At 66.6% G+C, this 21,880-nt stretch carries 23 protein-coding genes; 7 read left to right on the top strand and 16 right to left on the bottom strand.

All coding sequences use genetic code 11. From position 1 onward, the window contains the following. Positions 1-292: 292 nt before the first annotated feature. The gene (locus VFZ97_03255; protein HEX6392431.1) at positions 293-901 is read left to right on the top strand and encodes a hypothetical protein; all 609 of its coding nucleotides are present in this window, start codon (positions 293-295) and stop codon (positions 899-901) included. A gap of 8 nt (positions 902-909) precedes the next feature. On the opposite strand, the gene VFZ97_03250 is transcribed toward VFZ97_03255, so the two are convergent. Both VFZ97_03250 and VFZ97_03245 read right to left on the bottom strand, forming a co-directional pair. Continuing rightward, on the bottom strand, positions 910-1,740 hold the full coding sequence (locus VFZ97_03250) for an alpha/beta hydrolase (GenBank protein HEX6392430.1): 831 nt from the start codon (positions 1,738-1,740) through the stop codon (positions 910-912). Continuing rightward, positions 1,737-2,123 carry a globin gene (locus VFZ97_03245; protein HEX6392429.1) on the bottom strand — a complete coding sequence of 129 codons (387 nt, stop codon included), beginning with the start codon at positions 2,121-2,123 and terminating at the stop codon, positions 1,737-1,739. Before VFZ97_03245 ends, VFZ97_03250 begins: the two co-directional genes overlap by 4 nt. An 86-nt stretch (positions 2,124-2,209) precedes the next feature. On the opposite strand from VFZ97_03245, the gene VFZ97_03240 reads away from it, so the two are divergent. Next, the gene (locus VFZ97_03240) at positions 2,210-2,596 is read left to right on the top strand and encodes a DUF732 domain-containing protein (GenBank protein HEX6392428.1); all 387 of its coding nucleotides are present in this window, start codon (positions 2,210-2,212) and stop codon (positions 2,594-2,596) included. Positions 2,597-2,602: 6 nt separating this feature from the next. Here VFZ97_03240 and VFZ97_03235 read toward each other — a convergent pair whose 3' ends face one another. The 3 genes from VFZ97_03235 to VFZ97_03225 all read right to left on the bottom strand — a co-directional run bounded on the left by VFZ97_03235 (position 2,603) and on the right by VFZ97_03225 (position 5,005). Continuing rightward, entirely contained in the window at positions 2,603-3,925 is a 1,323-nt protein-coding gene (locus VFZ97_03235) for a hypothetical protein (GenBank protein ID HEX6392427.1), read from the bottom strand. After that, positions 3,922-4,728, bottom strand: coding sequence for a hypothetical protein (locus tag VFZ97_03230; GenBank protein ID HEX6392426.1), 807 nt, complete (start codon positions 4,726-4,728; stop codon positions 3,922-3,924). Before VFZ97_03230 ends, VFZ97_03235 begins: the two co-directional genes overlap by 4 nt. Before the next feature lie 94 nt (positions 4,729-4,822). After that, the gene (locus VFZ97_03225) at positions 4,823-5,005 is read right to left on the bottom strand and encodes a hypothetical protein (GenBank protein ID HEX6392425.1); all 183 of its coding nucleotides are present in this window, start codon (positions 5,003-5,005) and stop codon (positions 4,823-4,825) included. An 82-nt stretch (positions 5,006-5,087) separates the two neighbouring features. On the opposite strand from VFZ97_03225, the gene VFZ97_03220 reads away from it, so the two are divergent. After that, complete coding sequence (locus tag VFZ97_03220) at positions 5,088-5,792, top strand: class I SAM-dependent methyltransferase (GenBank protein ID HEX6392424.1); 705 nt, start codon at positions 5,088-5,090, stop codon at positions 5,790-5,792. A 1-nt stretch (position 5,793) separates the two neighbouring features. On the opposite strand, the gene VFZ97_03215 is transcribed toward VFZ97_03220, so the two are convergent. Beyond that, a complete protein-coding gene (locus VFZ97_03215) occupies positions 5,794-6,159 on the bottom strand; it encodes a VOC family protein (GenBank protein HEX6392423.1) in 366 nt (121 codons plus the stop codon). A 131-nt stretch (positions 6,160-6,290) separates the two neighbouring features. On the opposite strand from VFZ97_03215, the gene VFZ97_03210 reads away from it, so the two are divergent. Next, positions 6,291-7,661, top strand: coding sequence for a CHAP domain-containing protein (locus VFZ97_03210; GenBank protein HEX6392422.1), 1,371 nt, complete (start codon positions 6,291-6,293; stop codon positions 7,659-7,661). An 18-nt stretch (positions 7,662-7,679) separates the two neighbouring features. On the opposite strand, the gene VFZ97_03205 is transcribed toward VFZ97_03210, so the two are convergent. The 5 genes from VFZ97_03205 to VFZ97_03185 all read right to left on the bottom strand — a co-directional run bounded on the left by VFZ97_03205 (position 7,680) and on the right by VFZ97_03185 (position 12,709). Further along, positions 7,680-8,378, bottom strand: a complete 699-nt coding sequence (locus VFZ97_03205) for a hypothetical protein (GenBank protein ID HEX6392421.1) — start codon at positions 8,376-8,378, stop codon at positions 7,680-7,682. Between the two features lie 439 nt (positions 8,379-8,817). Further along, positions 8,818-9,093 (bottom strand): hypothetical protein, encoded by a 276-nt coding sequence (locus VFZ97_03200; GenBank protein HEX6392420.1) that lies wholly within the window; start codon positions 9,091-9,093, stop codon positions 8,818-8,820. 235 nt (positions 9,094-9,328) lie between these two features. Next, positions 9,329-9,997, bottom strand: a complete 669-nt coding sequence (locus tag VFZ97_03195) for a response regulator transcription factor (GenBank protein ID HEX6392419.1) — start codon at positions 9,995-9,997, stop codon at positions 9,329-9,331. A gap of 268 nt (positions 9,998-10,265) precedes the next feature. Next, positions 10,266-11,918, bottom strand: a complete 1,653-nt coding sequence (locus VFZ97_03190; GenBank protein HEX6392418.1) for a LuxR C-terminal-related transcriptional regulator — start codon at positions 11,916-11,918, stop codon at positions 10,266-10,268. A gap of 98 nt (positions 11,919-12,016) precedes the next feature. Continuing rightward, positions 12,017-12,709 (bottom strand): TIGR03086 family metal-binding protein, encoded by a 693-nt coding sequence (locus VFZ97_03185; GenBank protein HEX6392417.1) that lies wholly within the window; start codon positions 12,707-12,709, stop codon positions 12,017-12,019. A gap of 202 nt (positions 12,710-12,911) precedes the next feature. Between VFZ97_03185 and VFZ97_03180 the strand changes: the two genes are divergently transcribed. Beyond that, positions 12,912-13,142: a tautomerase family protein gene (locus tag VFZ97_03180; protein HEX6392416.1), complete on the top strand. Its 231-nt coding sequence runs from the start codon at positions 12,912-12,914 to the stop codon at positions 13,140-13,142. A gap of 27 nt (positions 13,143-13,169) precedes the next feature. Here VFZ97_03180 and VFZ97_03175 read toward each other — a convergent pair whose 3' ends face one another. The 5 genes from VFZ97_03175 to VFZ97_03155 form a co-directional block, all read right to left on the bottom strand. Further along, positions 13,170-14,489, bottom strand: coding sequence for a DUF222 domain-containing protein (locus tag VFZ97_03175; GenBank protein HEX6392415.1), 1,320 nt, complete (start codon positions 14,487-14,489; stop codon positions 13,170-13,172). 71 nt (positions 14,490-14,560) lie between these two features. Beyond that, entirely contained in the window at positions 14,561-14,800 is a 240-nt protein-coding gene (locus tag VFZ97_03170; GenBank protein HEX6392414.1) for a hypothetical protein, read from the bottom strand. Positions 14,801-14,907: 107 nt separating this feature from the next. Next, positions 14,908-15,831, bottom strand: coding sequence for a histidine kinase (locus VFZ97_03165; protein HEX6392413.1), 924 nt, complete (start codon positions 15,829-15,831; stop codon positions 14,908-14,910). Further along, positions 15,828-16,898 (bottom strand): hypothetical protein, encoded by a 1,071-nt coding sequence (locus VFZ97_03160; protein ID HEX6392412.1) that lies wholly within the window; start codon positions 16,896-16,898, stop codon positions 15,828-15,830. The genes VFZ97_03165 and VFZ97_03160 overlap by 4 nt, the downstream gene beginning before the upstream one ends. Before the next feature lie 32 nt (positions 16,899-16,930). After that, positions 16,931-18,061 carry an AI-2E family transporter gene (locus tag VFZ97_03155; GenBank protein ID HEX6392411.1) on the bottom strand — a complete coding sequence of 377 codons (1,131 nt, stop codon included), beginning with the start codon at positions 18,059-18,061 and terminating at the stop codon, positions 16,931-16,933. Between the two features lie 57 nt (positions 18,062-18,118). Between VFZ97_03155 and VFZ97_03150 the strand changes: the two genes are divergently transcribed. Next, on the top strand, positions 18,119-20,011 hold the full coding sequence (locus tag VFZ97_03150) for a penicillin-binding transpeptidase domain-containing protein (GenBank protein HEX6392410.1): 1,893 nt from the start codon (positions 18,119-18,121) through the stop codon (positions 20,009-20,011). A 97-nt stretch (positions 20,012-20,108) separates the two neighbouring features. Beyond that, positions 20,109-21,880 (top strand): hypothetical protein (locus VFZ97_03145; GenBank protein HEX6392409.1); only part of this gene is annotated, 1,772 nt, incomplete at its 3' end.

Below are 21,880 nucleotides of genomic sequence, written 5' to 3'. Positions count from 1 at the left end.
CTGTTACCCGCTTTGGAGATGCATCTGAGGCCGAGCCTCGAAGCGCGCCCACCAGGAGGTCGATCACTCGGGACGCCTCCGGAAGGCTGACTGGTGTTGAAGCCGTACAAACCGAACCGGTCCAGTGGCTGAACACGACTGTCGAAGTCGTAGGGTGCCACGTGATGCGCAAATAACGATCCTCGCCTCGGATGTCTGGCACCACCAAGCTGCGAGTCCTGACCTCCTGCACGAATTAAGTATGACTTCGCCTCGCCGGAATCGCTACGGGCTTGACGGGAAATGAACCCCGGTGCTTGTCCCCGGAAGCGCGCCGGCGGCGTGGGATGATTCGGGCGTGGAATCGAGCGATGACGCAACTCAAGAAGCGGATAGCTCCGGAGAGCGCTGGCCGCTAATCAAGCTGTTCGACCTGGTGGCTATTGTGCTGCTCGCATCCGTCGTGGTTGAGATAGTTGGCAGCGCAATCTCGGGCGCGGGGTTCCCTTCGTCCGACTTCGCCGGTCCAACTTCAATACCGCTGTACTCGCGGCTTTTCTCGGCCACCGTCTGGGCCAACCTCACAACGGCTTTGCTTTTGCTGGCCGCGCTCGCAGTTTTGGCGCTTCCGCGCATCGTTTGGGACGTCCCGCCGAGCGATAAATGGCCAGGTGTAGCAGCCAAAGTTGCGGTTGGCATATGTGGCGTGGCTTCTCTGGCGACGGTCGCTGCGCTGGTGGGGATCGGAAACGCTATCTGGGGGCCACCACAGCGAAACCCTGTGGACAGCTTGAATGTGGCGGCTGGCTTGGCCGCAGTGATGGTCAATGGCTTGGCTGCGACGCTGTCCCGGTACGCGATCCCTTATGTCCGAGAAGAATCAGAAGAATCAGAGGCGACCCAAGGGTCGATTGAGGCCTAGGGAACCAACTACGCCCAACCTTCCACGTCTCGCACGGCTCCCGCGATTACTTCGGGTTGATCGATGGGCAAGAGATGTCGTGCGCCCGGAATGACCTTGTGGACGGCGCCGGGAATCTCTGCCGCGAGGCGTTCGCCGACCGGCGCCGGCACGATGCGATCCGAGCCGCCCGACAGGACGACGGTCGGGACTGAGATCGTGTTCAACGCCGGCGCCAGTTCGCCCAGCTCGTCGAAGAGACGCCGCTGCTCCGACACGAACGACCGCCATACCGGAGCCTTCGTGCGAGCTCCGGTCACTGCTTCGAGCGCGCGCACTACGTCCCGCGCCCGGCCGTTGAGCCGGCGTTCCACCAATTCGCGAACCTTCCGGGTTCGGAGTACCAGACCGGTCGCGCCTATCGTTGTCGCTGAGAGGGCGTCCCCGATGCCTCGCGCAGCCAGCATGCGGTCCACCCAGCCGAGCTGTTCACCCGGCCGGACGGACGCGACGAGCACCAAACCCCGCACCAGACTTGGGCTTTGGACCGCCGCGGCGAGGGCGACGCCTCCCGCCCAGCTGTGCCCGACGAGCACCGCATCGGCTTCGCCAAGCTGGTCGAGCAATTGAGCGATAGCGGCGGCGTTGCCGGCGAATCCGGTCGCGGCGCCGGCGGTTCGCCCGTAACCGGGGCGGTCCGGGACGATAACCCGGTGGTCGCCGCTCAACAACGGAACCACCCGGCTCCAGTCGCCCCCCGAACCAGGCTGGCCGTGAAGGAGCACGACTGCCGGCCCGGATCCGCAGGTGTCAACCGCCAGAGGCGTCGCTGAGTCCCGTGCCCCTTCCGGAACGATCATGGCTGGTTGGTCAGAGCGGCGGCGGCCGAATTGAAGTAACCGATCATCTGGGCCTCGTCGAGAGGGCGCAGATTCGAGGCGCGCACTGCTTCGGTCATGTGGGCGAGCCATGCGTCTCGTTCGGCCGGGCCAATGGCGAACGGAAAATGCCGTTGCCTGAGGCGGGGAGCTCCCCTGGTCTGGTTGTAGGTGTCGGGTCCGCCCCAGTACTGCACGAGGAAGTCGCGCAGGTGGCGTCGAGCCTGCTCGAAGCTCTCATCGTCCTTGGGATATACGCGACGCAGGACCGCATCGTCCTTGACTGCGCTGTAGAAGCGGACGGTCAGGTCTTCGAAAAAGGCCTCCCCTCCGACGCGCTCGTACATGGTGGATCCGGCGGTCATCGTCGCCAGCTTGGTCGATCAGGGCGGGGAACCGGCAAGCCGGGACATCACTCGGGTGACGGCGCGAGCTTCGTACACTCGGATCGGTGAGAGCGGTTCGCTCCGGCGGAGTGGTTGCGGAATGCTCGGCGGTCACAGCGTGGCCTGCTGGGATCGTCGCTGCCGTCCTAGCGGCGGCCGGGCTTCTCGGCGCGTGCGGCTCGCGAGGCGGCGGGAACAGCACCGCGGACCAGGCCTTCGTCGCCGCGGTTCACCTCGGCGCCCCGGGCATCGCGTCGTTCCGGAGCAACATGCAGCTGATCCGCTTAGGACACGCTGCATGCGACGGTTTCAGGGCGGGCGCCTCGTACGAGCAGCTCGCCGATCGGATGAGCCTGCTTGAAGGAAGAAATCCTTTGCCGTCGCAGGATTTCGGTGTTGTCGTGACTTCGGCGGTAGACGCCTACTGCCCACAGTTCCGCTCGCGCGTCTAAGGAAACCTAAGACCCCGTAGCCGCGGTGGTGTCCGACGGGACAATCCACGGCGTGATGAACGTGAGGACGCGCTGAGCGAAGGCCACGTGCGTTCCTGGGCGAAGCGCCCGCGGCTCGTACGGCCTGAGTCGCATCCAGTCCCTCGACCCGGGCTCGAAGATAAAAGTTCCGGCGGGGGAGGAACGGTCGAGGACCTCCACGTCCCAGCCGGCCAGACGGATCTCCGCGTGGGCGGCCGCCATCTCCGTTCCTTCGAGAGCGAGCGGTCTGGCCAGTCCGCCCCTGACGGTGGGATCGCCGCCCGGGTTGGAGCCGGCGAGGTAACTGCTGTCGAGCCGCCAGATGATGCCGTCGTCGCCGACCAGGCACCCGAGGGGCGGACGGGTGCCGCTGACCGTGTAGGTGGCATCGTTTCTGACCGGGGCTCCGCACCGGGCGCACGTCCTCATACCCGGCCGGTTGAGGTGCTGATGTTCGCAGAGGAGGCCGCCGACGACCGGCGCTCCCGGTACGGAACGGTCGGGCCCGCCGACCCCCGGAAGCGGAGGGCGCGGGTCCGTCGCGGAAGGGCGGCGAAGATCGATCGAGCCGGGAGGCCCGGGGGTTCGTGGCGGTTCTGCCGGTTCCGGCGGGATCTCTGCAGGCGTCTCGAGCACCAGAGTCTCGGGGGCTTCCCCTAGCGCGGCATTTGAAGAAAGGGTCGGGTCGAGCGCAGCCTCGGAGGACATCTCGGCTTCGGGTGCTTCGAGCACTTCGGTCGGCGGCGACGATTCGAGAGTGGCGGTTTCCTCGCCGTCGAAGCTCCCGGGCTCCACCGACGCCGACGGTACGGAGACGGTCCCCAGACCGCTGTCCGGCTTCCGCATGGGGGACGGGAACAGCACCAACCCAGATCCCGGTACCACCCCTGCCTCCAGGTCCCACATGCTGTCCGGCGTCACCACGGGGAGGGGGCTCCCCGCAGCGTTCACCATCACCGACGGCTGCGGCGTGATGATCGCTTGAAGCCAGCCGGGCGAAGGGCTCGGCGCGAGCCAACGTTGCCCGTCCCACGCCTGCACCGGGCCGTGCAACAACGACGCCCACCCCAGCGAATCCGGCCCCACCACCGCGAACGCAACGTGCGGTTCCGGATCGCGCTCTCGCAAGACTCCGGCGATGTGGTCGGCCATCTGCCGTCCTCCGCGTGCAGAGCCCGAAAGGTTCCGTGCAGATTGAGCGAGGAAACTGATCAGCGCGGGTGACGCAGATGGCGCCGCCCAGCCCACGACCGCCCCGTAACGGATCACCGTCCCCGGACCGGTGACAACCTCCACCCTTTCGATCACGATCGCACCTCGGCCGACTCGAGCCGTTCGGCCAGTTCGAGGGCCGTTGCCGGGCGATTAGAGGGATCGCGGTCGAAGCAGGCATCGAGGATCTCTGCGACATCGCTCGGAATCGATTCGTGAACTACCGGCGTGCCGAAGAGCACTTTCTGCACCGCGGTTACCGGTGACTCGTTGTCGAGGCCCGGGTACAGAGAGGCGCGGGAGCAGGCCCGATGAAGGGTTGCCGCAAGGGCCCACACATCCGAGCCTCGGTTCGGCTCACCGCCGCGCAGCAACTCCGGATCGAGGACATCGACGCTCTGCCAGCCGTCCGGGCGAGCGATCGCCCCGGACGGACCCGCGGGCCTCGGAGGGCCCAGCAAACCGCCGCCGTCGGCGATGAAGATTGAGGCGGGCTGGATGGAGCCGTGGGCGAGTCCCGTCTCATGGAGAGCGTGGGCACCGCGGGCTGCGCCGGCTACGGCTAGGACCTTCTTGCCCATCCGCAACGATCGGGTGGGGGACTCGAGGCTGCCGCCGTCAGGGTCCTCCGAGACCAGGTAGCCGCCGGTGCCGGCCCGATCGAGATCCGGCCCGGTCTCGAAGAGGCGCAGCAGGTCGGGAGAGCCGACCGCGGCGAACAGGGACAGGTCGGCGCTCAGTTCCGGCCAACCTGCGGCGTCGACGAGCAGCTCCCACACGAGGACGGTGGTTTCGAGGGGGAGCCCCAGCCGCTTAGGTGCGGTCGCCCGGAAACAGCCGGGGCCGACCGCCTCGACGAGCTCGTAGTCCGCGAGCGCTGACCTCAACGTCATCTCCATCGCCGAACCTGAGCGTAACCGGACACCAGCACCCGGTCGGTTCAGGACTCACACCATGAAAACTCATGAAAAAGGCGATACCGGAGTGTGCTCGTCAGGCCGTCAGCGCCACCATCGCCCGGTGCATTGCCTGGCTCGCCTCTGCCAGGTCGAGGGCCGTCTCGTGAGAGAGGAGCCAATCGACGAGGAACGTCGCTTCGCGGAGCAGGTTCAGCGCCCGGCTTCGCTGGTCCGAATCAGACGCGAGAAGTGAGTCGTGGAGATCGTCGGCGGTCATGGCATCCCGTTTCGTCGAGACCCGCTGACGATACTCGCAATGGTCAGTGCCCGCTAGGGCGATGAAAATGTGCGCCGTGTCGATGCGCGAGGCGTGGGAGTCCAATGCCGAGAAATGGATCGGCTGGGCTCGCCGGCCGGGGTTCGACTCTTATCACCAGTTTCACGGCAGGCGTTTTCTCGGGATCGTGCCCGCGCCGGGCCGGCTGACGATCGACCTGGGAGCAGGCGAGGGTCGGCTCGCCCGGGACCTGGTAGCGCTCGGCCACCGAGTCATCGCGCTCGACGCCTCACCAAGCCTGGCTCGTGCCTGCGCTGCCTCACCCGAGGCGATTCCCACTTTGCTGGCCGACGCGGCAGCGACGCCGTTCCGGGCCGGTTGCGCCGACCTTGTCGTCGCGTTCATGTCGCTCCAGGACGTCGACGACTGGGAAGGCGCGATCGGGGAGGCAGCGCGACTCCTCATTCCTGGCGGCCGCTTCCTTATCGCGATCGTTCACCCGATCAACTCCGCCGGCACCTTCGAGGGTGAGCGCGACGATCGCGAAGCCCCGTTTGTGATCCGCGACTCGTACCTCGTTCAGTACCGCGTCGTTGAGGACATCGAACGCGACGGCATGCCGATGACGTTTCACAGCGAGCACCGTCCCCTCGAGTCCTACATCGCCGCGTCGCGTACGGCGGGCTTCTCGATCGACGACATCCGAGAGGTCACGGTCGATGACCCGAACGATCGGTGGGCGCGCATCCCGATGTTCTTGCACATCGCAGCAGTGCTCACGCGGTGAGCTACTGCGGGGCGTTCTCCTTCATCGACTTCTCGTCCCACAACCCCACAAGACGGCTGTCGGGATCGAGGAGTTCTGCGCCGAACCCCCAGGCGTTTCTCTGAGGTTGATGGAGGAACTCGACTCCACGCGAACGAAGGTCGTCGCAGGTCTTCATCACGTCGTCGACCTGAAAGAAAATGCTGCAGCTCGACTTCTCCGTGCCCGCTGCGGAGAGGATCAGGGTGAAGTCGTTGTCGTCTTGGAGGCCGATCGCCGGCGGATCTGCACTCTCGAACTCGACGGTCATCCCGATCACTGAGGTATACCAGTCGCGGCACGCTCCGAGATCAGTGACGAACAGGCCGAGATGATCGAGCTTCGCCATATCCACTCCCGATGGATGCAGTCTTTGCCATCGACGGTAGCGAGCACTAGCACTGCTCACAGGAGAAATTGGGGAACCATAGTGTTTGAACCCGACTATTGCTGATATCGCACGGCTAATGTCCCCGCCCGGTGGCGGCAGGTAGTAGGGCGGGGTGGCGACGTTTGATCGGCGGGGCAATGGTCGTCGCCTGCGCGGCCGCGCTCATGACCACGGTGTCGACAAACCGTGTCGCACTGAAGGCATCGCTCGCCGCGTATTCCGACCCTGGTGTCATCGCATTGGGTGACGCGGTCTTCGCCGGCGGGGCACCTTCGCCTTCTCTCTCATCTCCGGTCGTCGGCATGGCAGTCGATCCGGTGAACAACGGCTACTGGGTAGTGGCGGCTGACGGGGGAGTGTTCACTTACGGCGGAGCCCCCTATTACGGATCCGGCGGCTCGATCAACCTGTACTCGCCCGTGGTCGGGATGGCAGCAACGCCCGATGGCCGAGGTTACTGGTTGGTCGCCGCGGACGGCGGGGTTTTCACGTTCGGTGACGCCCCGTTCTACGGATCGATGGGGGCTACGAAGCTCAACTCGCCGGTGGTCGGGATGGCCGCGACGCCGAGCGGTCATGGGTACTGGCTGGCAGCCGCCGACGGAGGCATTTTTACCTTCGGTGACGCCCCCTTCTACGGGTCGATGGGGGCTATCAAGCTCAACTCGCCCGTCGTCGGGATAGCAGCCTCGCCGACGGGGAAGGGCTACTGGATGGTCGCCGGTGACGCCGGCATATTCAACTTCGGCGACGCAGGATTCTTCGGGACCCCCGCCTCTCACGGGATCGCCGCCTGGGCGAGCGGCATGGCCGCGACCAAGGACGGCAAGGGTTACTGGATCTCGAATGCGAACGGCGCGGTCTACTACGAAGGCGACGCCATCACCTACGGCAACAACCTCGACACCCCGCGGACCGAGCCGATCGCCGCGATCGCCCGGACCAACAGTGGAAAGGGGTACTTCCTTCTCGAGCCCGACGCGTTCGAGACGGCGTTCTCTCATCCGGGCGGCGGGGGAGCGATCGTCAAGGGCGCGGCGAGCCAGATCCAGGGGGACCCGGTCAGCGGGTACTTCTGCAACCCGTACGGCCCGTGCGAGGCGTGGTGCGCGCTGTTTGCCACCTGGGCGTGGGAGAACGCAGGCATCCCGATTCCCCGTTTTGCGTTCGTCGGCGACATCTACAACTGGGCGGCACGGTTCACCCGGGTCATCCCGCCGACGGGCAGGCCCGCGCCGGGTGACATCATCCTTTACGGCACCGGGCCGCAGAGCATCTACACCGCCGTGCACACTGGCATCGTCGCCCAGGTCTGGCCGGACGGATCGATCGACACGATCGAGGGCGATGCCGGCCCGGGCCCCTCGGGTTATTTCAACGTGATCATCAACGGGCCGTTCCTCCCGAGCCATTCGATGGAGTACAACGGCATGCCGATTTTCGGGTTCGCCGTCCCGTGACGAGGGCGCGCCGGCGTTCTAGCCGTTGAGGGTCGAGATGATCTCGGCAGTGGTCTCGGGGTTGGCGTTGATCATCAGCCAAAGCTCCGCGCCGGAGGACGATTCCCACGCGTCGATAGCCGTCGCGCTGAACCCGCCGGGCCGGGTGATCTGATAGCGGTAGGCGACGGTCGCGTTTCGCACCGCGACGTTGATCGCCGTGCTCGTGTCGAATGGGGTGGGGCGCCCGATGCCGAAGGACTGGAAGACCTGCGGGGGCGTCTCCCCGGCCGCCGGCGCTGCCGGCCGGGCGGTCAGATGGTCGCCGACCCATCCGCTGACGCCGGATGTCTCGAGGTCTCCTGCGTCATCGGAGAAGGCGTCGTTCTTCGACCACGAGTTCGGGACCGCGTAGGAGAAGACTCCGTCGGTCACCCCGTGGTAGCCGGGCGGAACGAACAGTGGGTGGGCGCTCGGAGTCCCCTTGTCGGCGAGGATCGACGCAAGGAGTGCCGCGGCGCCGAGCAGCAGAGCCGGCAACGCGACCGTCAACAGGATGCGGCGGTTGCGTCTCCGCTGCACTCGTTCGGCGGGGGTGAGCTCCGCGGGGCGGCGGCGTTCGAGTCCTGAACCGGCGCCGTTCGAATGGACGTCGCCGTTCGAATGGAGGTCGCCGTTCGGGACGGGGGGTTGAAGGTAGCCGGCGGGTTCGGGCGGGTAGCCGGCTGGATCGGTCACGGTCTCAATCGTCGCACGGCGCACCGTCGGTGGGCCATGCGCGGCCCAGACGCGAAAGCGGCGCAGAGAAGCCCACCTTGAGCTCTCCCTGCGCCTGCTTCCGTTCCGTCAGTGACTGCGGTTGCCGCTCTCTGTTTTGGGACCGCCTCGTCCCGGGTGGCGTCGCGACGACACCCGGCCATAGGGCCGGCCAGTTCGAGGGTCCACAGCCGCTACGGACCACTTGGGGCTCAGGCCGGTTGCCGGCGTGAGCCCGGTCCTAACGGGGCGGACCGTCCTCCTCGGGCGAGCTCCATGTTCCCACGGGCCCTCCTTTCCTGTGCCGCCGGCCACGTCACGGCGCCGGCACCCGTTGATGCGTTGACACATTCAACGGCGCTGCGCAGAGGTGTGTCAAGGGTCTCACGCGGCTTTATTTCTGGTCCTTCCGGACTAATCGCTAGATGCGGTTGGAGCAGCGCCGGCGCATCACCCGTCGCCAGATCAAGGCGGCCACGGCGACCAGGATCGCCACCTTCAGGATCGCCCCGGCGAGGCTGAAAAGAGTCCCGAGGATCAAGAACACCAGGCCCAGAACCAGAGCCGCCGCGATCGCAATCACGGCAATTAGGGCTACCAGGCTGAACACGCTTGGGCGCCTGTGCTCGTCCTCGTCGTTCCCGACCACTCGATATGTGGGGCCGGCTCCGTAAGGGCCGGTCTCATAGCTGTGCATCGTCTTCCTCCTTCAAGAATCAGGGTACGAAGTCGGTGCTCCCGGGGCATCGTCCGAGGGGGCGATTTGGGTCTCCACCCTCCGGCTGATTTCCCTTCGAGATTTCACAGTCGGTCTCGAGATACGGCGGGTCAGATTGCGCCGGTCAGATTGCGCCGGTCAGATTGCGCCGGTCAGATAATGCCGGTCAGGTGCGGGTCAGGGTGGGGGGTCAGGGTGGGGGGTCAGGTGCGGGTCAGGTGCGGGTGCCGCCGGGCTCCACGAGGCCGTAGTCGTAGGCGAGCACGACCGCCTGGATCCGGTCGCGGACCCCGAGCTTGGTGAGGATGTGGTTCACGTGGGTCTTGACGGTGGTCTCGCTGATGTAGAGGCGTTCGGCGATCTCGGCGTTGCTCGCCCCTCGGACGACCTCCCTGAGGACGTCAACCTCCCGGTCGGTGAGCTCGGCGAACCGATCGGGAATCTCTCCGGTCGTTGGGGTGCCGGGCCGGCGGGCGAACTCGTCGAGGAGCCGCTTGGTCATTTTGGGCTCGACCAGCGCGTTGCCCGCCTGGGCTGCCCTGATCGCTGACACGAGCTCCTCGGGGGGCGAGGCCTTGAGGAGGAAGCCACTCGCGCCGGCCCGGATCGCCGCGAACAGGTGCTCGTCGAGGTCGAAGGTGGTCAGCACCACCACCTTGGTTTCGCTGTCCTCGACGATCTGGCGGCAGGCCTCGACCCCGTCCAGCCGGGGCATCCGCACGTCCATGAGGACCACGTCGGGGCGGAGGCGCTTCGTCTCCTCGATGGCTTCGTACCCATCGGCCGCCTCGCCGATGACCTGCAGATCGTCCTCCGTCTCGAGCACGAGGCGGAGCCCCTTGCGAACCATCGCTTCGTCGTCGGCGATCAGCAGGCGAATCACCTGAACAGTCTCTCCGGTATCGCCATCCGATGCAGGGATCGGACCGTCGTTCGTGGAAGAGGTCGGGCTCCTGGCCTTCGCCGCCGGGATGGTAAGCCGGGGAAGGGCCGGCGTACAAGGGTCGCTGCGGGCCTTCGCTCGCTCCGCTCGCTACGTGTCCTCGCTCGGCCCCTCCGGGCCGTCCCTTGACCCCAGGCCCTTCCCCGGCAAGTTCTTGGCGGTCAGGAAGGCCAGGGGGCGGTGTGCTCAATTCCGGCAGCGATCCTCTTCAGAGTTCGTTTCTTCTCACTTTTGCGATCAGGCGGTGCTCGAAAGCGAACGCCGTGGCGGCAGCTCGTGAGGACACATCGGTCTTGTTGAAGATGTTGGTCAGGTGCCGGGAAACGGTTTTGACGCTCAGGTGCAGCCGGGCTGCTATCTCCTTGTTGGACCGGCCCGCGGCGACAAGGCACAGCACCTCGACTTCACGTTCGGTGAGCCCGGCCGGTCGAGGGGTTCGCGGTGCCGCGTCGATTCCGCGCGCGTCCAGGTGTGCACCGATCTGTTCGAAGAGTGCTCGGGCTTTTGCGAAGGACGCAATCGCTGCGTCCTCGTCTCCGGCCTCTCGTTGCGCTTCGCCGAGGAGGGTGCTGGCGGTGGCGACCTCGTAGGGCACCTCGAGTTCCTGCCATCGACGTAGGGCCCCCTGGAGGGTCTCGCCGGCGCCGGCCGGGTCGCCCTCGGCAAGCTGAACCCGGCCTCGGGCCAGAGCAGCTTGAGCGTGAAGCATGGGGGTGTCGAACCGGTCGGCGATCGACTCCAGTTCTTCTACGCCCGCATGGGCCCGGACCATATCGTCGGCCGCCACCGCGACTTGTACGGCGGCGGGGAGGAGTCGCGCTCGGCCGAGCCGACCAGCGGGCTCGTCCGCCAGGCAGCCGGCGATGATCGTGCGCGCCTCCTCCGGGCGACCTTGGGCAAGCCGGAGAAGAGCAGCGCCGGCGCAGGCCCGCCCGCACAGTTCCTTCGCTTGGGAGAATGCCTCCTCGGCTCGCTCCAGCTGCCCGAGGCGGCGGCGGATGTCGCCGACTTCGGCATAAGCGGCCGCTGCATTGGGGAGGTGACTACCGAGCAGCTCGGTGCACGCACGGGTCGCCTCCCGCTCGGCGTCTTCCAGAGCGCCTTGGCGCTCGAGAACTACGGCGTGATGAACCCGGCAGATCCCGGGGAAGATCGCGAACGGATATTGCGCCGCCCAGGTCGCGGTGGCCTCTGTCCATTCAGCTGCTCTGCGCAAGTCTCCGAGCTCTTCGCAGGCGCTGATGAGGCTGCAGTAGACCTTGCCGGTCGCGTACGGGCTGAGCCTCCCTTCGACGGCAAGGAGCATGGCTTCGTCGAGATGGGCGACACCAGCGGTGGGCTTGCCGGCGTCGATCAGGACGCGGCCGAGGGTCTGCAGAGCCTCGGCTTCGAGGTCGGCCGAGGTCAGTTGCCGGCCGAGTGCGCGGGCCTCTTCGGCTAGCTCGGCGGCGTGATCGAGGCGCAGTCCGCCGTGAGCGGCCTCAGCCTCACGCAACAGCAGGGAGCCGTACTCGACGCAGTTGATGTCACCGTCGAGACTGCGCCGTGCCCGCTGGAGCCACGCTGAAGCTGCGGCGGGGCGGGCCCGCAGGCAATGATCCTGGTACAGCCAGACCGCGCACATGCCGGCTCGGCGGTGATCTCCGAGCGATTCGAAGATCCGGTGGGCGGCTTGCCGAGCTTCGATGCTCTCCTCCAGCCGCCCCAGCCACCACGATGCGTCCGCCAGAAGGTCGAGGCGCTCCGCTTCGGCCATTGGTTCCTCAAGGGACAGTTCCTTGACGAGGTCATGGCAGGCTTCCCAGTCGTGGCGGGCGAGCGCGTCACGAGCCGCGGTCAGTGTGGCGAGTGCGGCGATCATCCAGTGCCCCTCCTGCGACCCGCGTCAGCCACGGCCTGGAGGCTAGCGACGCCCGAGCCAGCCTCCGCCTGAACTGTCTTATCCGACCGCGCGGTCGCTCAGCCGCCCTCCAGCTGTCGTCCGGTGAAGGCCGCGAGTCGCTGGATTGGTGTGGCCGATGGCGGCGGCACAACAGCCGCTGCGAAGGTGTCGCCGTCGCGCATCGGTTCGACGGCGTCGCGGGCGAAGGCTTCGACCTCCAGGACTAGCGGGTCCGCTGGTTGGTAGGTCTGGCCGGTGGAGGTGGCCAGATCCCAGCCGTGGATCAGGCCGTCCAGGACCACGAACCGTGCGAACGTAGTCCCGGGCAGCTCGCCGAACGGGGCTTGGATGGTGCGCTCGAGGGCGCCGGCGCTGTGAACGGAATCGGCAAGGCCCTGCAGAGTCGGGCCAAAGCTGACCAAAACATCGCTCGTGTCGGGCTGGTTTGGCTCGACACCACGAAACGCGGCCGTGAAAACGGTTGCCCCACCAATCATGTGCTCGAGTATGCCGCGGACCGTGAACTTGGCACACGGCGTCGGATTGTCGAGCTGATCGGGTCGAATCCCGCCGACGACTTCGCCGAGCAGCGGGCCGAGCTGGTCAAACTGGTCTAGGACATCCATCGCCCCTCCTTGGGTCATGGATCGAGTTTCGTCGATCGAGCGGCTCCGAGCGACGGCGAGTTCGGCTGCTTCGCGGTCGCGGCCCATCTCGATGAGCTCGGCGACGCGACTCGAGGTGTTGTCCGACCGACGCGATTGCTGCATGGCGTCATCTTCACCGATCGATGGTCCTCATGAAATCGGACGTTCGCCCCAGCCGCGCTTTGATGCGATGGGGCAAATACCCCACTCGGCACTGGGCCGCCTGGATCAGCAATGCGGTTTCCGCCCGATGCAACGTCGGCCCAGCATCACCGACGATGAGCTTCTACCGGGGGACAGACCCGCGGTGGAAGGAGCCAGGACGATGCCGTTCATCGATGTGAAGGTAATGGAAGAGGTGCTCTCCACCGAGCAGAAGCAGACGATCGCCAAAGGGATCACAGATGTGTTCGCCGATGTGGTCGGCGCTGCGGCCCGGCCGGTTACGTGGGTGGTCATCCAGGACGTCTCGAGCGGCCAGTGGACCATGGGCGGCGACGTCATCACTGCCGAGGGCGTGAAGGAAATGCTGCACGGCCAAGCCGCCAAGGTGTAGCCCGCCCAGTTCCGGGGGGCCCGATGGCTATGGGTCGGGGTCGGGCGACGGACGCAGTGCCGCTCCGGGTTGGTCGTCGAAAGGTCCGCCGACCCAGCCGGGGGGCGGTTTATCGAACTGGCCTTCGAACGGCGGTGGTTGCCACTGCCAGTTGCCGGGCCCGCCTGTGAGGACCGCGCCTTTGTACGTGCGGTCGTCGTGGTGATCGGGGCACTCGCGGGCGAGCTCGGGCAGGGTGGTGTGGTGGGTCTGATTGAACTCCGGAAGGTGGTCTACCTCTAGATGCTGGTCCTGTTCGCAGCCGGGAACCACGCATTCGGGATCTCGGATGTGAAGGGCCGTTTTCTGGAGGGCAGTGGGGTATCTGCCCAGGTGGACCGCTCTGCCAACATCGCTTCCTTTCATCACGATCGCGGCGATTAAAGCGTCCTTCATCAGCTCTTCCAGATGGGATACCGGAACGGGCCCGATTCCTTCGATGTAATGACGTTCGCCGGGGAGCGCGTAGCCACGTTGGAAGACGGCGTGGTCGACTACGGCGATCACCATCACTGGAAGCTTCCGTTTGGGTGTGTCGCCGGCGCTGTCGTCGGGATCTTGAAGGAGCTGGTCCAGCGGATCGCCGGCTGGGGTATCGGTGGTGTGGCGCGCGGCTTGGGTCATGGCCACGAGCGCGTCGGCGCGGTAGCGGTCTGGGTTATCGCGCAGGCCGGCCTTGCGGGCCTTGTCGAAGGCCTCTTGTTCGAACGGATGGAAGAAGGACTTCCAAGTGGCGAACTCGATCGGCGCGAGGCGCGCGTCGATGTGCCCCATCCCGTCCTGGTCGATCCAGTCGCGGCAGTACTGGGACTCGCGCTGGCGGCGGGCCTTTGCCTGATCCTCCTCGCGGCTGTGGGACGAGAGGGCTACCTGCCTGCAGGCGCGCTTGAAACCTTTGTGGCCGCGCTGCTTGGCCTGGTCGATGAGGAATCGAGTCGCATCCGGATGCTCAGTGGTGACCCGGGAGATCTCGTCGGCTTGGTCGGATGAGATCTCACCGGATTTGAGGGCGTCGGCCAACTCGGGTTGGTCGCCGAGCCGGCCGGCGGTGTCGAGTGTGCGCTGAGCTTGGCCGGGGCTCGTCCCCGAAACGCCGGACAGCCAATCCCGGGGCGAGCGGGCACCCGTACGAGCCCACTCCCGGCACTCCGCGGCGCGGCCGGCGACCAGCGTCTTGCCGGCGTCGCACAGCCTCGAGCCGCGCTCGAACAGTTCGAGCAGCTTCGAGGCGTCAGCGCCGGTGAGGCGGCCGGGTTCGAGCCCGTCCACCGCCTCGGCCAAGCGCTCGATCACCTCGGACAACTGCATGGCATCAACCCTACAAAGAGGGTGTGACAGTACCCGAAAATGATGGAAATGCTTGAATGGACCTGGAGAAGCTACCTCCAGGAGTGAGCCGGACGGCCGGCGCTTATCCAAGCACCGTCCGAGCGGCGAACGAACTCTTCGCCGGTTGAAGTGTCCGAGATCGATTGCCGGATGGCTCTAGGGCCGGCGGTCCACATTTGCTCGTCGGCGACGCGGCGGGCCTCGTCGAACGTCGAGTAGCTCGTGGACCAGGCGGCGGGGGATCCGGCTCCAAGGTTCTGGTGTTGCAGCAGATAAGGACCATTACCCATCGAACTTGATACTACACCAACGATAGCCTGTGTGTATATATCAGTGAATTAGATTGCACTCTTTGTCGGATGGTGCAATGTTTGGATACATAGGGGCGATTCCTGGCCTATGAGACGGCGGGGAGCACGGGGATCGTGGCGTACACCCGCCATCCGGGGCCAGGGTTGCGGGGGCCCGCCTCGAGGGTGCCGCCGGCGGTGGCCAGGCGCTCCCGCATGCCGGCGATCCCGTGACCGCTACCGCCCACCGACTGTCGGGATGGTGCCCCGGTGCCGGGTCCTTCGTCGTCGACGAAGACGGTGACCGAGGTGGGGCCGACGATCAGCTGCACGTCGATCGGGGCGTCGCCGGCGTAACGGACCGCGTTGGTCAGCGCCTCCTGAGCGACCCGGTAGACGACCATCTCGACGCTCGCAGGGAGGTGGGAGGCGTCCCCGAGGACGTTGAAGGTGACGGTCCTGCCTGCCTGGCGGATCGCATCGACGAGCGGCTCGATGTCGGCGATCCGCGGAAGCGGGCTACGGGACGCGCCTAGGGCGAGCTCGCCGGGTCCGCCGGCGGCCGCGCCGATGGACGCGTCGGCTCCGCGCAGCGCGGCGAGCATGCCCTCGAGCTCGCTGAGCGTCTGGCGTCCGGTCTGCTCGGCGGCTTCCAGGGATTCGGTGGCCGAATCTGGTTTGGTTGCGCCGACCCTGCGGGCGGCCGCGATCTGAATGGTCATCAGGGACACGCCGTGGGCGACGATGTCGTGCAGTTCTCGGGCGATCCTGACCCGCTCTTCGGCTACCGCGAGCTGCGCGCTCCGGTCCTCTTCCACCTGCAAACGGCGCGCCCGGTGGAGCAGCATCCCGCTCCCGACCGAGATGATCAGCAAAGGCCAGAACAGCGCCGCTGTCACCCGGAAAATGCCCATGCTGTCCGCCAGGAACGCCGCTCCTAGCAGCAGGAAGAACATCCCGAACGCGACGCGCTTGGTCCGGTACTGGTAGGTGGCCATCGGTGCCGCTTGAACAGTCATGGGCGTCGTCATCGTGCGCACCCCGGGTCGCCGACGGTGATCTGGCCGAAGGATTCGTGCACGTTGAGGAAGAGGACAGGGGGTGTGGCGGTGCCGGGCGGGTTAGGGGGGATCTGAACGTGGGTGGAAGCGCTGACCCCGTCGCTCCGATGGCGTCCAGCCGCGCAAATCTGGCCGGCGGCCATGTTCGCGTCGAGGTTGGTCTGGACGTTCGAGGGGAGGTTGATGATCCGAACGGTGCCGGCGACGTTCGCCACCTTCAGATGCCCGCCGTTAGTCAGGTTGTGCGCGTCAACGGTGAGGGTGCCGAAACCGCCGTTGATGTTCTGGCCATCGTGTGCCAAGACGGTCTTGTCGCCGAAGGAAACGTCGTGGACGCCCGAGCCGATTCCGAACGAGCTCGAGGTGGCGATCAGCAAAAGCACCAGCCCAAGCCCCAGCCACACCGGCCAGGAGCGCCGGCTGAGGCTCCAGTCGGTTCGGCCGGTGACGATCATCGCCGCCCCCAGAAGCATGAGCCCGACGGCCACGACCCCCTCGAAGGAAACGTGGATGGCGTGAACCGCGGACAGGAGCCAGGCGAACCCGAAAAGGACCGCCAGGATCCCGAGCACGGTCGTCCCGTCCCACTTCTTCCTGATGGGGGGCAGCGAGGATCCGCGGTGGCGGCGGTGCGGAGGCCGGTTCCATGGAGGAGCCGGCGGAGGCGCGCCCTGCTGGGGAACCCCACCGGCCGGCTCCCCGGGGGGCGAACCGGGGACGCCGGGCGGTGGAGCCGGGGGGACCCAATAGTCGGAGTACTTCCCGTAGCGGGCCTTGTAACGGTTGTGGCGGGCCCATTCCCGCTGCCAGTGCTTGTGCCAGTGCGGGTCGTTGGAGGGTCCTAGGTCGGCCCAGGTGTCCTTTACCCCGCGCTTTGCCTCGTGGGCGACGTCTTTCAGGCCACGCTTGACCGCCTCGCCGGGCGGGTGGCCGCCGGCCCGCTGCTGGTCGACGGCCTCGCGGAAGTCACGCGCAAGGGACCGCGCGAGGGCCCGGATGTCCTCAGCGACCTTCCGCAGTTCGTCATCCCGGGCCACGCTTCGAGGGTACGGCGGGACGTACCCGCGGGTCATCCACCTGCGGTTGGAATCTCGCCTCCTTCGTGGGGCGTAGGAGCGCGGGTGTAGCTCTTGGCCGCGCGGATCCCGCTGTTGATACACGCGACGGTCGGCACGGCCGCGAACGCACCGAATATCCCGAACAGGAGCCCGCCCGCGGCCAGGGACAGGACCACGCCGAGCGGGTGTATCCGGACGTACCGGCCGACCACGAACGGCTGCAGAAGATGGCCCTCGATCTGCCCGTCCACGATCAGCACCGCGACGACGATCACCGCGGCCACCAGCCCCTGGCTCAACCCGGCCACGCCCACGGCGAGGACGCCGGTGACGATCGCCCCGACGAGAGGGATGAAGCTCCCGAGCGCGATTACCACTGCGAGAGGGAAGGCGAGCGGAACGCCCAGCAACGTGAGGGTGATCGCCATGACGATGCCGTGGAAGGCGGCGACGACCAGCGTCCCGCGCACGTAGTGGCTGAGGGTGGTCCACGCCGCCTTGCCTGCCACGTCGACACGATCACGCCCGACTGCAGGGACGGCCTTAAGCGCGTAGTCCCATACTTTTTCCCCGTCGTATTGAAGGAAGATCGTCGAAAAGACCACCAGAAGGAACCCGCCCACGAAGTTGAGGGCTTCCTTGCCCGTCGACAGAGCGGTCGACGCGATCTTCGAGCTGTTCTTGGTGACCGAGTTGGTGATCGTCGTCGAGAGGTTGTTGACCGACTTGGCGTTGAGGTGCAGCGGGCCCCTGATGAGCCAGCGTTTGATGTGCGGAAGGAGGTTGTTGATCTCGTTGCCGAGCTGAGGCGCCTGCTCGGCTGCGCGGACCACGACGAGGGTGATCAGACCGCCGAGGATGACGAACGCCCCGACAACTGTCGCCAGCGTCGCGAGTCCCCGTCCGATGCCCCGCCTCCGCAAGAAGTTGAAGCCCGGTCTCAACAGCGCGGCGACCATCAACGAGATCAGGAACGGGACCACCACCAGGGTCAGCCGGTGGGCGAGGATTACCGCCCAATAGAAGACGAAGCCAACCGCAATCAGCCGCCAGGCGTAATCGCCCGCCGTGCGCAGTAGCGGACCAGGCAGGTTGCGCCAGCTGGCCGCAGGGACGGCGCCGTCCTGAGTTGAGCTGGCCACCAACACAGCCTGCCCGACGCACCCCGGGCCAACCGCGGATCCTCTACGGTTAATCGGATGCCCGTCGTCGGTGCTTCCTACCGTGCCCGGCGGCCGGTCCTTCTCGCCGTCACCACCCTCACCATGTCCGTGGGTGTTGCGGCTTGCGGGGGTTCGTCGAGCACGCCGCAGGCGACGGTTTCGGAGTTCCTGGCGGCCTGGAACCGGTCCGATTGGGCGTCGATGTACAAGCTAATGGTCAGGCCTCCGGAGGCCGCGGACTCACCCCGGTCGATCCTGGAGGGTGTTCCGGCAAGCTCAGTTACGCGCGCGGCCGACCGCCCTCTTGAAAAAGGTTCGACGGCGTCGACTGGTCTATCCAGCATCTACACACTCCCGGGTGGCATAGGAACGTGGCAGACATCCTCGACCATCAGCCTCGTCAACAAGTCCGGGCGGTGGCTGGTCGACTGGTCGCCCTCCACCGTTGCTTCGGGACTGGTCGAAGGCGATCGCGTGGTGATGTCGCGATCGTGGGCGCCGCGGGCGGCGATCCTGGGTGCCGGCGGCGCGCAGTTGGTCAGTGACGCCCCGGTGGTCGAAGTCGGGATCGAGGGGTCGCGGGTCAAGGATCCGGTGGCCCTGACGTCGGCATTGGTCGCGGCAGGTGCCAGCCAGCAGACGGTGTCCGCGGCTTTGGGCGCGGCGAGCGCGCACCCGAACTTCTTCGAACCGGTGCTGACCCTGACCCAGGCGCAGTACGACCAGATGGGAGGGAACGGGAGCGCGCTGTATAAGACGGCGGGGAGTGTTTTCAAGCGGACGACTCAGCGGGCGGCGATCACGCCGGCGCTGGGCGCACAGCTGGTGGGATCGGTTGGTCCGGTAACTGCCGAGGAGCTGGCGCGACTCGGGCCCGCGTACGGGTCGGACAGCACGGTCGGGCAGACCGGGATCGAGCAGGCTTACGAGAAGCAGCTTGCCGGTAGCCCGGGGGCCACGATCCGAGTGGTGCACAAGGACGGATCGGACGGCGCGACGTTGGCATCTTTTTCCTCGAAGCCCGGGACAGCGGTGACGACGAGCATCGACCCCAAGGTGCAAGCGGCGGCGGAGCAGGCGCTCGGCGGAATCACGCAGCCCGGCGCTTTCGTCGCCATGAGGGCGTCGACGGGCGAGGTCCTGGCCGCGGTCGGCACGCCGGCGAGCAGCCAGTTCGATGCGGCGTTGCAGGGCCGCTACCCGCCGGGGTCGACGTTCAAGGTGATCACCGCGTCGGCGTTGTTCGAGAGTGGTTTGACGCCGGCGTCACCCGCCAGCTGCCCGCCGAACGTGACGATCGACGGAAAACCGTTCCACAACGCCGAAGGGGACTCGCCGGCGCCAACAGTCCGCGCCGCGTTCGCCGAGTCGTGCAACACTGCCTTCATCAACCTTGCCGTCGACCACCTGCAGGCGGCGAGCCTCCCGACGGTGGCCGCGCAGTTCGGGCTGGGAAGCCTCATCCAGCCCGGGCTGGACGCGTTTGCGGGCTCGGTACCGGTTCCATCGGACAAGGCTGCGTTGGCTGCGACGGCGATCGGACAGGCCGGCGTGGTCGTGTCGCCGCTCGACATGGCGACAGTCGCCGCAGCAATCGATACAGGCTCCGTGCGAGCGCCCCGCTTGATCGCCGGCGCGGGCGACGACACCGCGACGCCGAAGCCGTTACCCGCTGACGTGGTGGCCGACCTCCAGTCGATGATGACCGACGTGGTGGTGAGCGGTACTGCCGCTGGAACGGGACTGCCGGCGGGCACGCACGCCAAGACGGGCACGGCCGAGTACGGCAGCGGAACGCCTCAGCCGACCGACGCCTGGTTGATCGGTTATCGCGGCGACATCGCCTTCGCCATGGTGGAGCAGGGCACGGGAAATGGGGGGCCTACGGACGGGCCAGTGGTGGCTCGTTTTCTGAAGGCCCTTGGCTGAGAAGGTCGCACCTTCGCCGGCCCCGCACTTGGGGGACCGGGTCGGCTATCGCGTCGCTCATGCGCGGCGGAGGGCATGGCCTGCGTTGCCAGGGTGGGTGCCCGATGCCCTAGCCGTCTTCGTCTATCTGGTGATCGGCGTCGTCCTGTTCTGGCCGGTGTGGCGCGCCGGCGCGGCCACCCACATGCAGGTCGGCGGCGACCAGTGGCGCAACGTTTGGTTCGCGCAATGGACGCTGAATTCGCTTGCCCACGGACACAATCCGTTGTTTTCGAATGCGGCCAACTACCCGGGCGGCGTCAACGTTCTCATCAATGCAGGCGCACCGCTGCTCGGGGTTCTGTTCAGTCCGGTTACCGTCATCTGGGGTCCGATCGCGACGTTCAACGTGGCGTCGACACTCGCTCTGCCTCTTTCGGCGATGACGGCGTACTTGCTGATCCGGCGAATCGTCTCGTGGAAACCGGCCGCGTTCTTCGGAGGACTGCTCTACGGGTTCTGCCCCCAGGAGGTCGTCCACGGTGTCGGCGGGCACGTGAACATTGCCTTCGCGCCCTTCGTCCCCCTCATCGTCCTATTCATATACGAAGCAGTTGTGCGCCAACGGTGGCGCTTTTGGGTCGTCGGCATCCTGCTCGGGCTGGCGGTAACCGCGCAGTTCTTCGTCTCGACCGAGATCCTCTTCGAAACCGTGCTCGTGTCGGCGATCGCGCTGATCATCGGAGCGTTGTTTTGGCGTCGCCAGATCGCGGCGGTCGCGCCGTACGCGCTCCGAGCGTTGGGGGTCGGAGTCATCACCGCCGCAGTCCTGCTGGTGTGGCCTGCGTGGTTCCTGGCCAAGGGCCCCGGCCACATCTCCGGTCCGGTTCAGCTGGTCGCCCAGGCGTATCGGGCGAACCTTCTGTCTCCGGTTGTCCCCGACAGCCTCCAGCTGATCAAGGTCTCGAGCCAGCTCGCCACCGCGGATCACTTCGCCAGCAGCGTCATCGAGAACGGCTCGTACCTCGGCATACCTCTGATTGCCCTTCTGCTTGCCGGGATCGTGTGGAAGCGAAGGGACAAGCTGATCCTCCTGGCCGGCCTGACCGGCATCGCAGCATTCATCCTCTCTATGGGTGGGGCGATGACCATCCGGTCGTCGCCGTCGCTCAACGCCGCAGGTCACGCGGTCGGCCGGATCCCCTTGCCTGAGGCGCTTCTTGCGAAGCTGCCATTGCTGGAGAACCTCGAGCCCGCACGTATCGCGCTGCAGGTTGCTCTGTTTGCGGCGATTACCGGAGCGTTGCTTCTGGAACGCTTGAACCGCCGTCTGGAGGGCCGGTCGCGCTCTTTTGTCGTGCCGGTCGGCGTTCCTGTCGCCGTCGCGGTCATCGCCCTGGTACCACTGCTGCCGATCGGGCTTCTGCCTGGCGTCGACCGCAACAACACTCCGAGGGGCTTCGACCGAGTCGCCTCAGGACTTCCGAACGGGAGCGTCGCGGCAGTGTTCCCGTTCCCGTCAGGAACGTTCCCTAACCCCACCATGTGGCAGGCGGACACCGAGATCCGCTTCAAGATGCCCGGCGGATCCTTCTTCGTCCCCCAGGGGCCGGCCCACAAGGTCGCGTACGGCGGACTTCTCGGCTACACCTTCGACTCTCAAACGGGTGAGGCGTTCACTCAGCTCGCGGCGGGGCATATCCCCGACGAGACCCAAGCGACCAGGTCGACCCTGGCGACCGAATGGACCTCCTGGCATCTGCAGTCGGTGCTCGCCGACCCGACAGGCTGCCCGTATCCCGATCAGGCGATGCAGTTCCTCATCTGGCTGCTCGGGCGGCCCAGCGCGCACTACGGGGCGATCTACGGGTGGTACCACGTCGATCTGTC

This window comes from Acidimicrobiales bacterium, assembly GCA_036378675.1.
Lineage (GTDB): Bacteria > Actinomycetota > Acidimicrobiia > Acidimicrobiales > Palsa-688 > DASUWA01.
Note: the sequence above shows the minus strand (reverse complement) of the source record. Positions and strands in the feature narration are given on the sequence as shown.

Bases quoted from the DNA above. Each gene is read 5' to 3' on its own strand.
- VFZ97_03250 (HEX6392430.1), bottom strand. From the start codon at position 1,740: ATGATCGTTCCGGAAGGGGCACGGGACTCAGCGACGCCTCTGGCGGTT.
- VFZ97_03245 (HEX6392429.1), bottom strand. From the start codon at position 2,123: ATGACCGCCGGATCCACCATGTACGAGCGCGTCGGAGGGGAGGCCTTT.
- VFZ97_03230 (HEX6392426.1), bottom strand. From the start codon at position 4,728: ATGGAGATGACGTTGAGGTCAGCGCTCGCGGACTACGAGCTCGTCGAG.
- VFZ97_03225 (HEX6392425.1), bottom strand. From the start codon at position 5,005: ATGACCGCCGACGATCTCCACGACTCACTTCTCGCGTCTGATTCGGAC.
- VFZ97_03220 (HEX6392424.1), top strand. From the start codon at position 5,088: ATGCGCGAGGCGTGGGAGTCCAATGCCGAGAAATGGATCGGCTGGGCT.
- VFZ97_03215 (HEX6392423.1), bottom strand. From the start codon at position 6,159: ATGGCGAAGCTCGATCATCTCGGCCTGTTCGTCACTGATCTCGGAGCG.
- VFZ97_03200 (HEX6392420.1), bottom strand. From the start codon at position 9,093: ATGCACAGCTATGAGACCGGCCCTTACGGAGCCGGCCCCACATATCGA.
- VFZ97_03190 (HEX6392418.1), bottom strand. From the start codon at position 11,918: ATGATCGCCGCACTCGCCACACTGACCGCGGCTCGTGACGCGCTCGCC.
- VFZ97_03185 (HEX6392417.1), bottom strand. From the start codon at position 12,709: ATGCAGCAATCGCGTCGGTCGGACAACACCTCGAGTCGCGTCGCCGAG.
- VFZ97_03180 (HEX6392416.1), top strand. From the start codon at position 12,912: ATGCCGTTCATCGATGTGAAGGTAATGGAAGAGGTGCTCTCCACCGAG.
- VFZ97_03175 (HEX6392415.1), bottom strand. From the start codon at position 14,489: ATGCAGTTGTCCGAGGTGATCGAGCGCTTGGCCGAGGCGGTGGACGGG.
- VFZ97_03170 (HEX6392414.1), bottom strand. From the start codon at position 14,800: ATGGGTAATGGTCCTTATCTGCTGCAACACCAGAACCTTGGAGCCGGA.
- VFZ97_03165 (HEX6392413.1), bottom strand. From the start codon at position 15,831: ATGACGACGCCCATGACTGTTCAAGCGGCACCGATGGCCACCTACCAG.
- VFZ97_03150 (HEX6392410.1), top strand. From the start codon at position 18,119: ATGCCCGTCGTCGGTGCTTCCTACCGTGCCCGGCGGCCGGTCCTTCTC.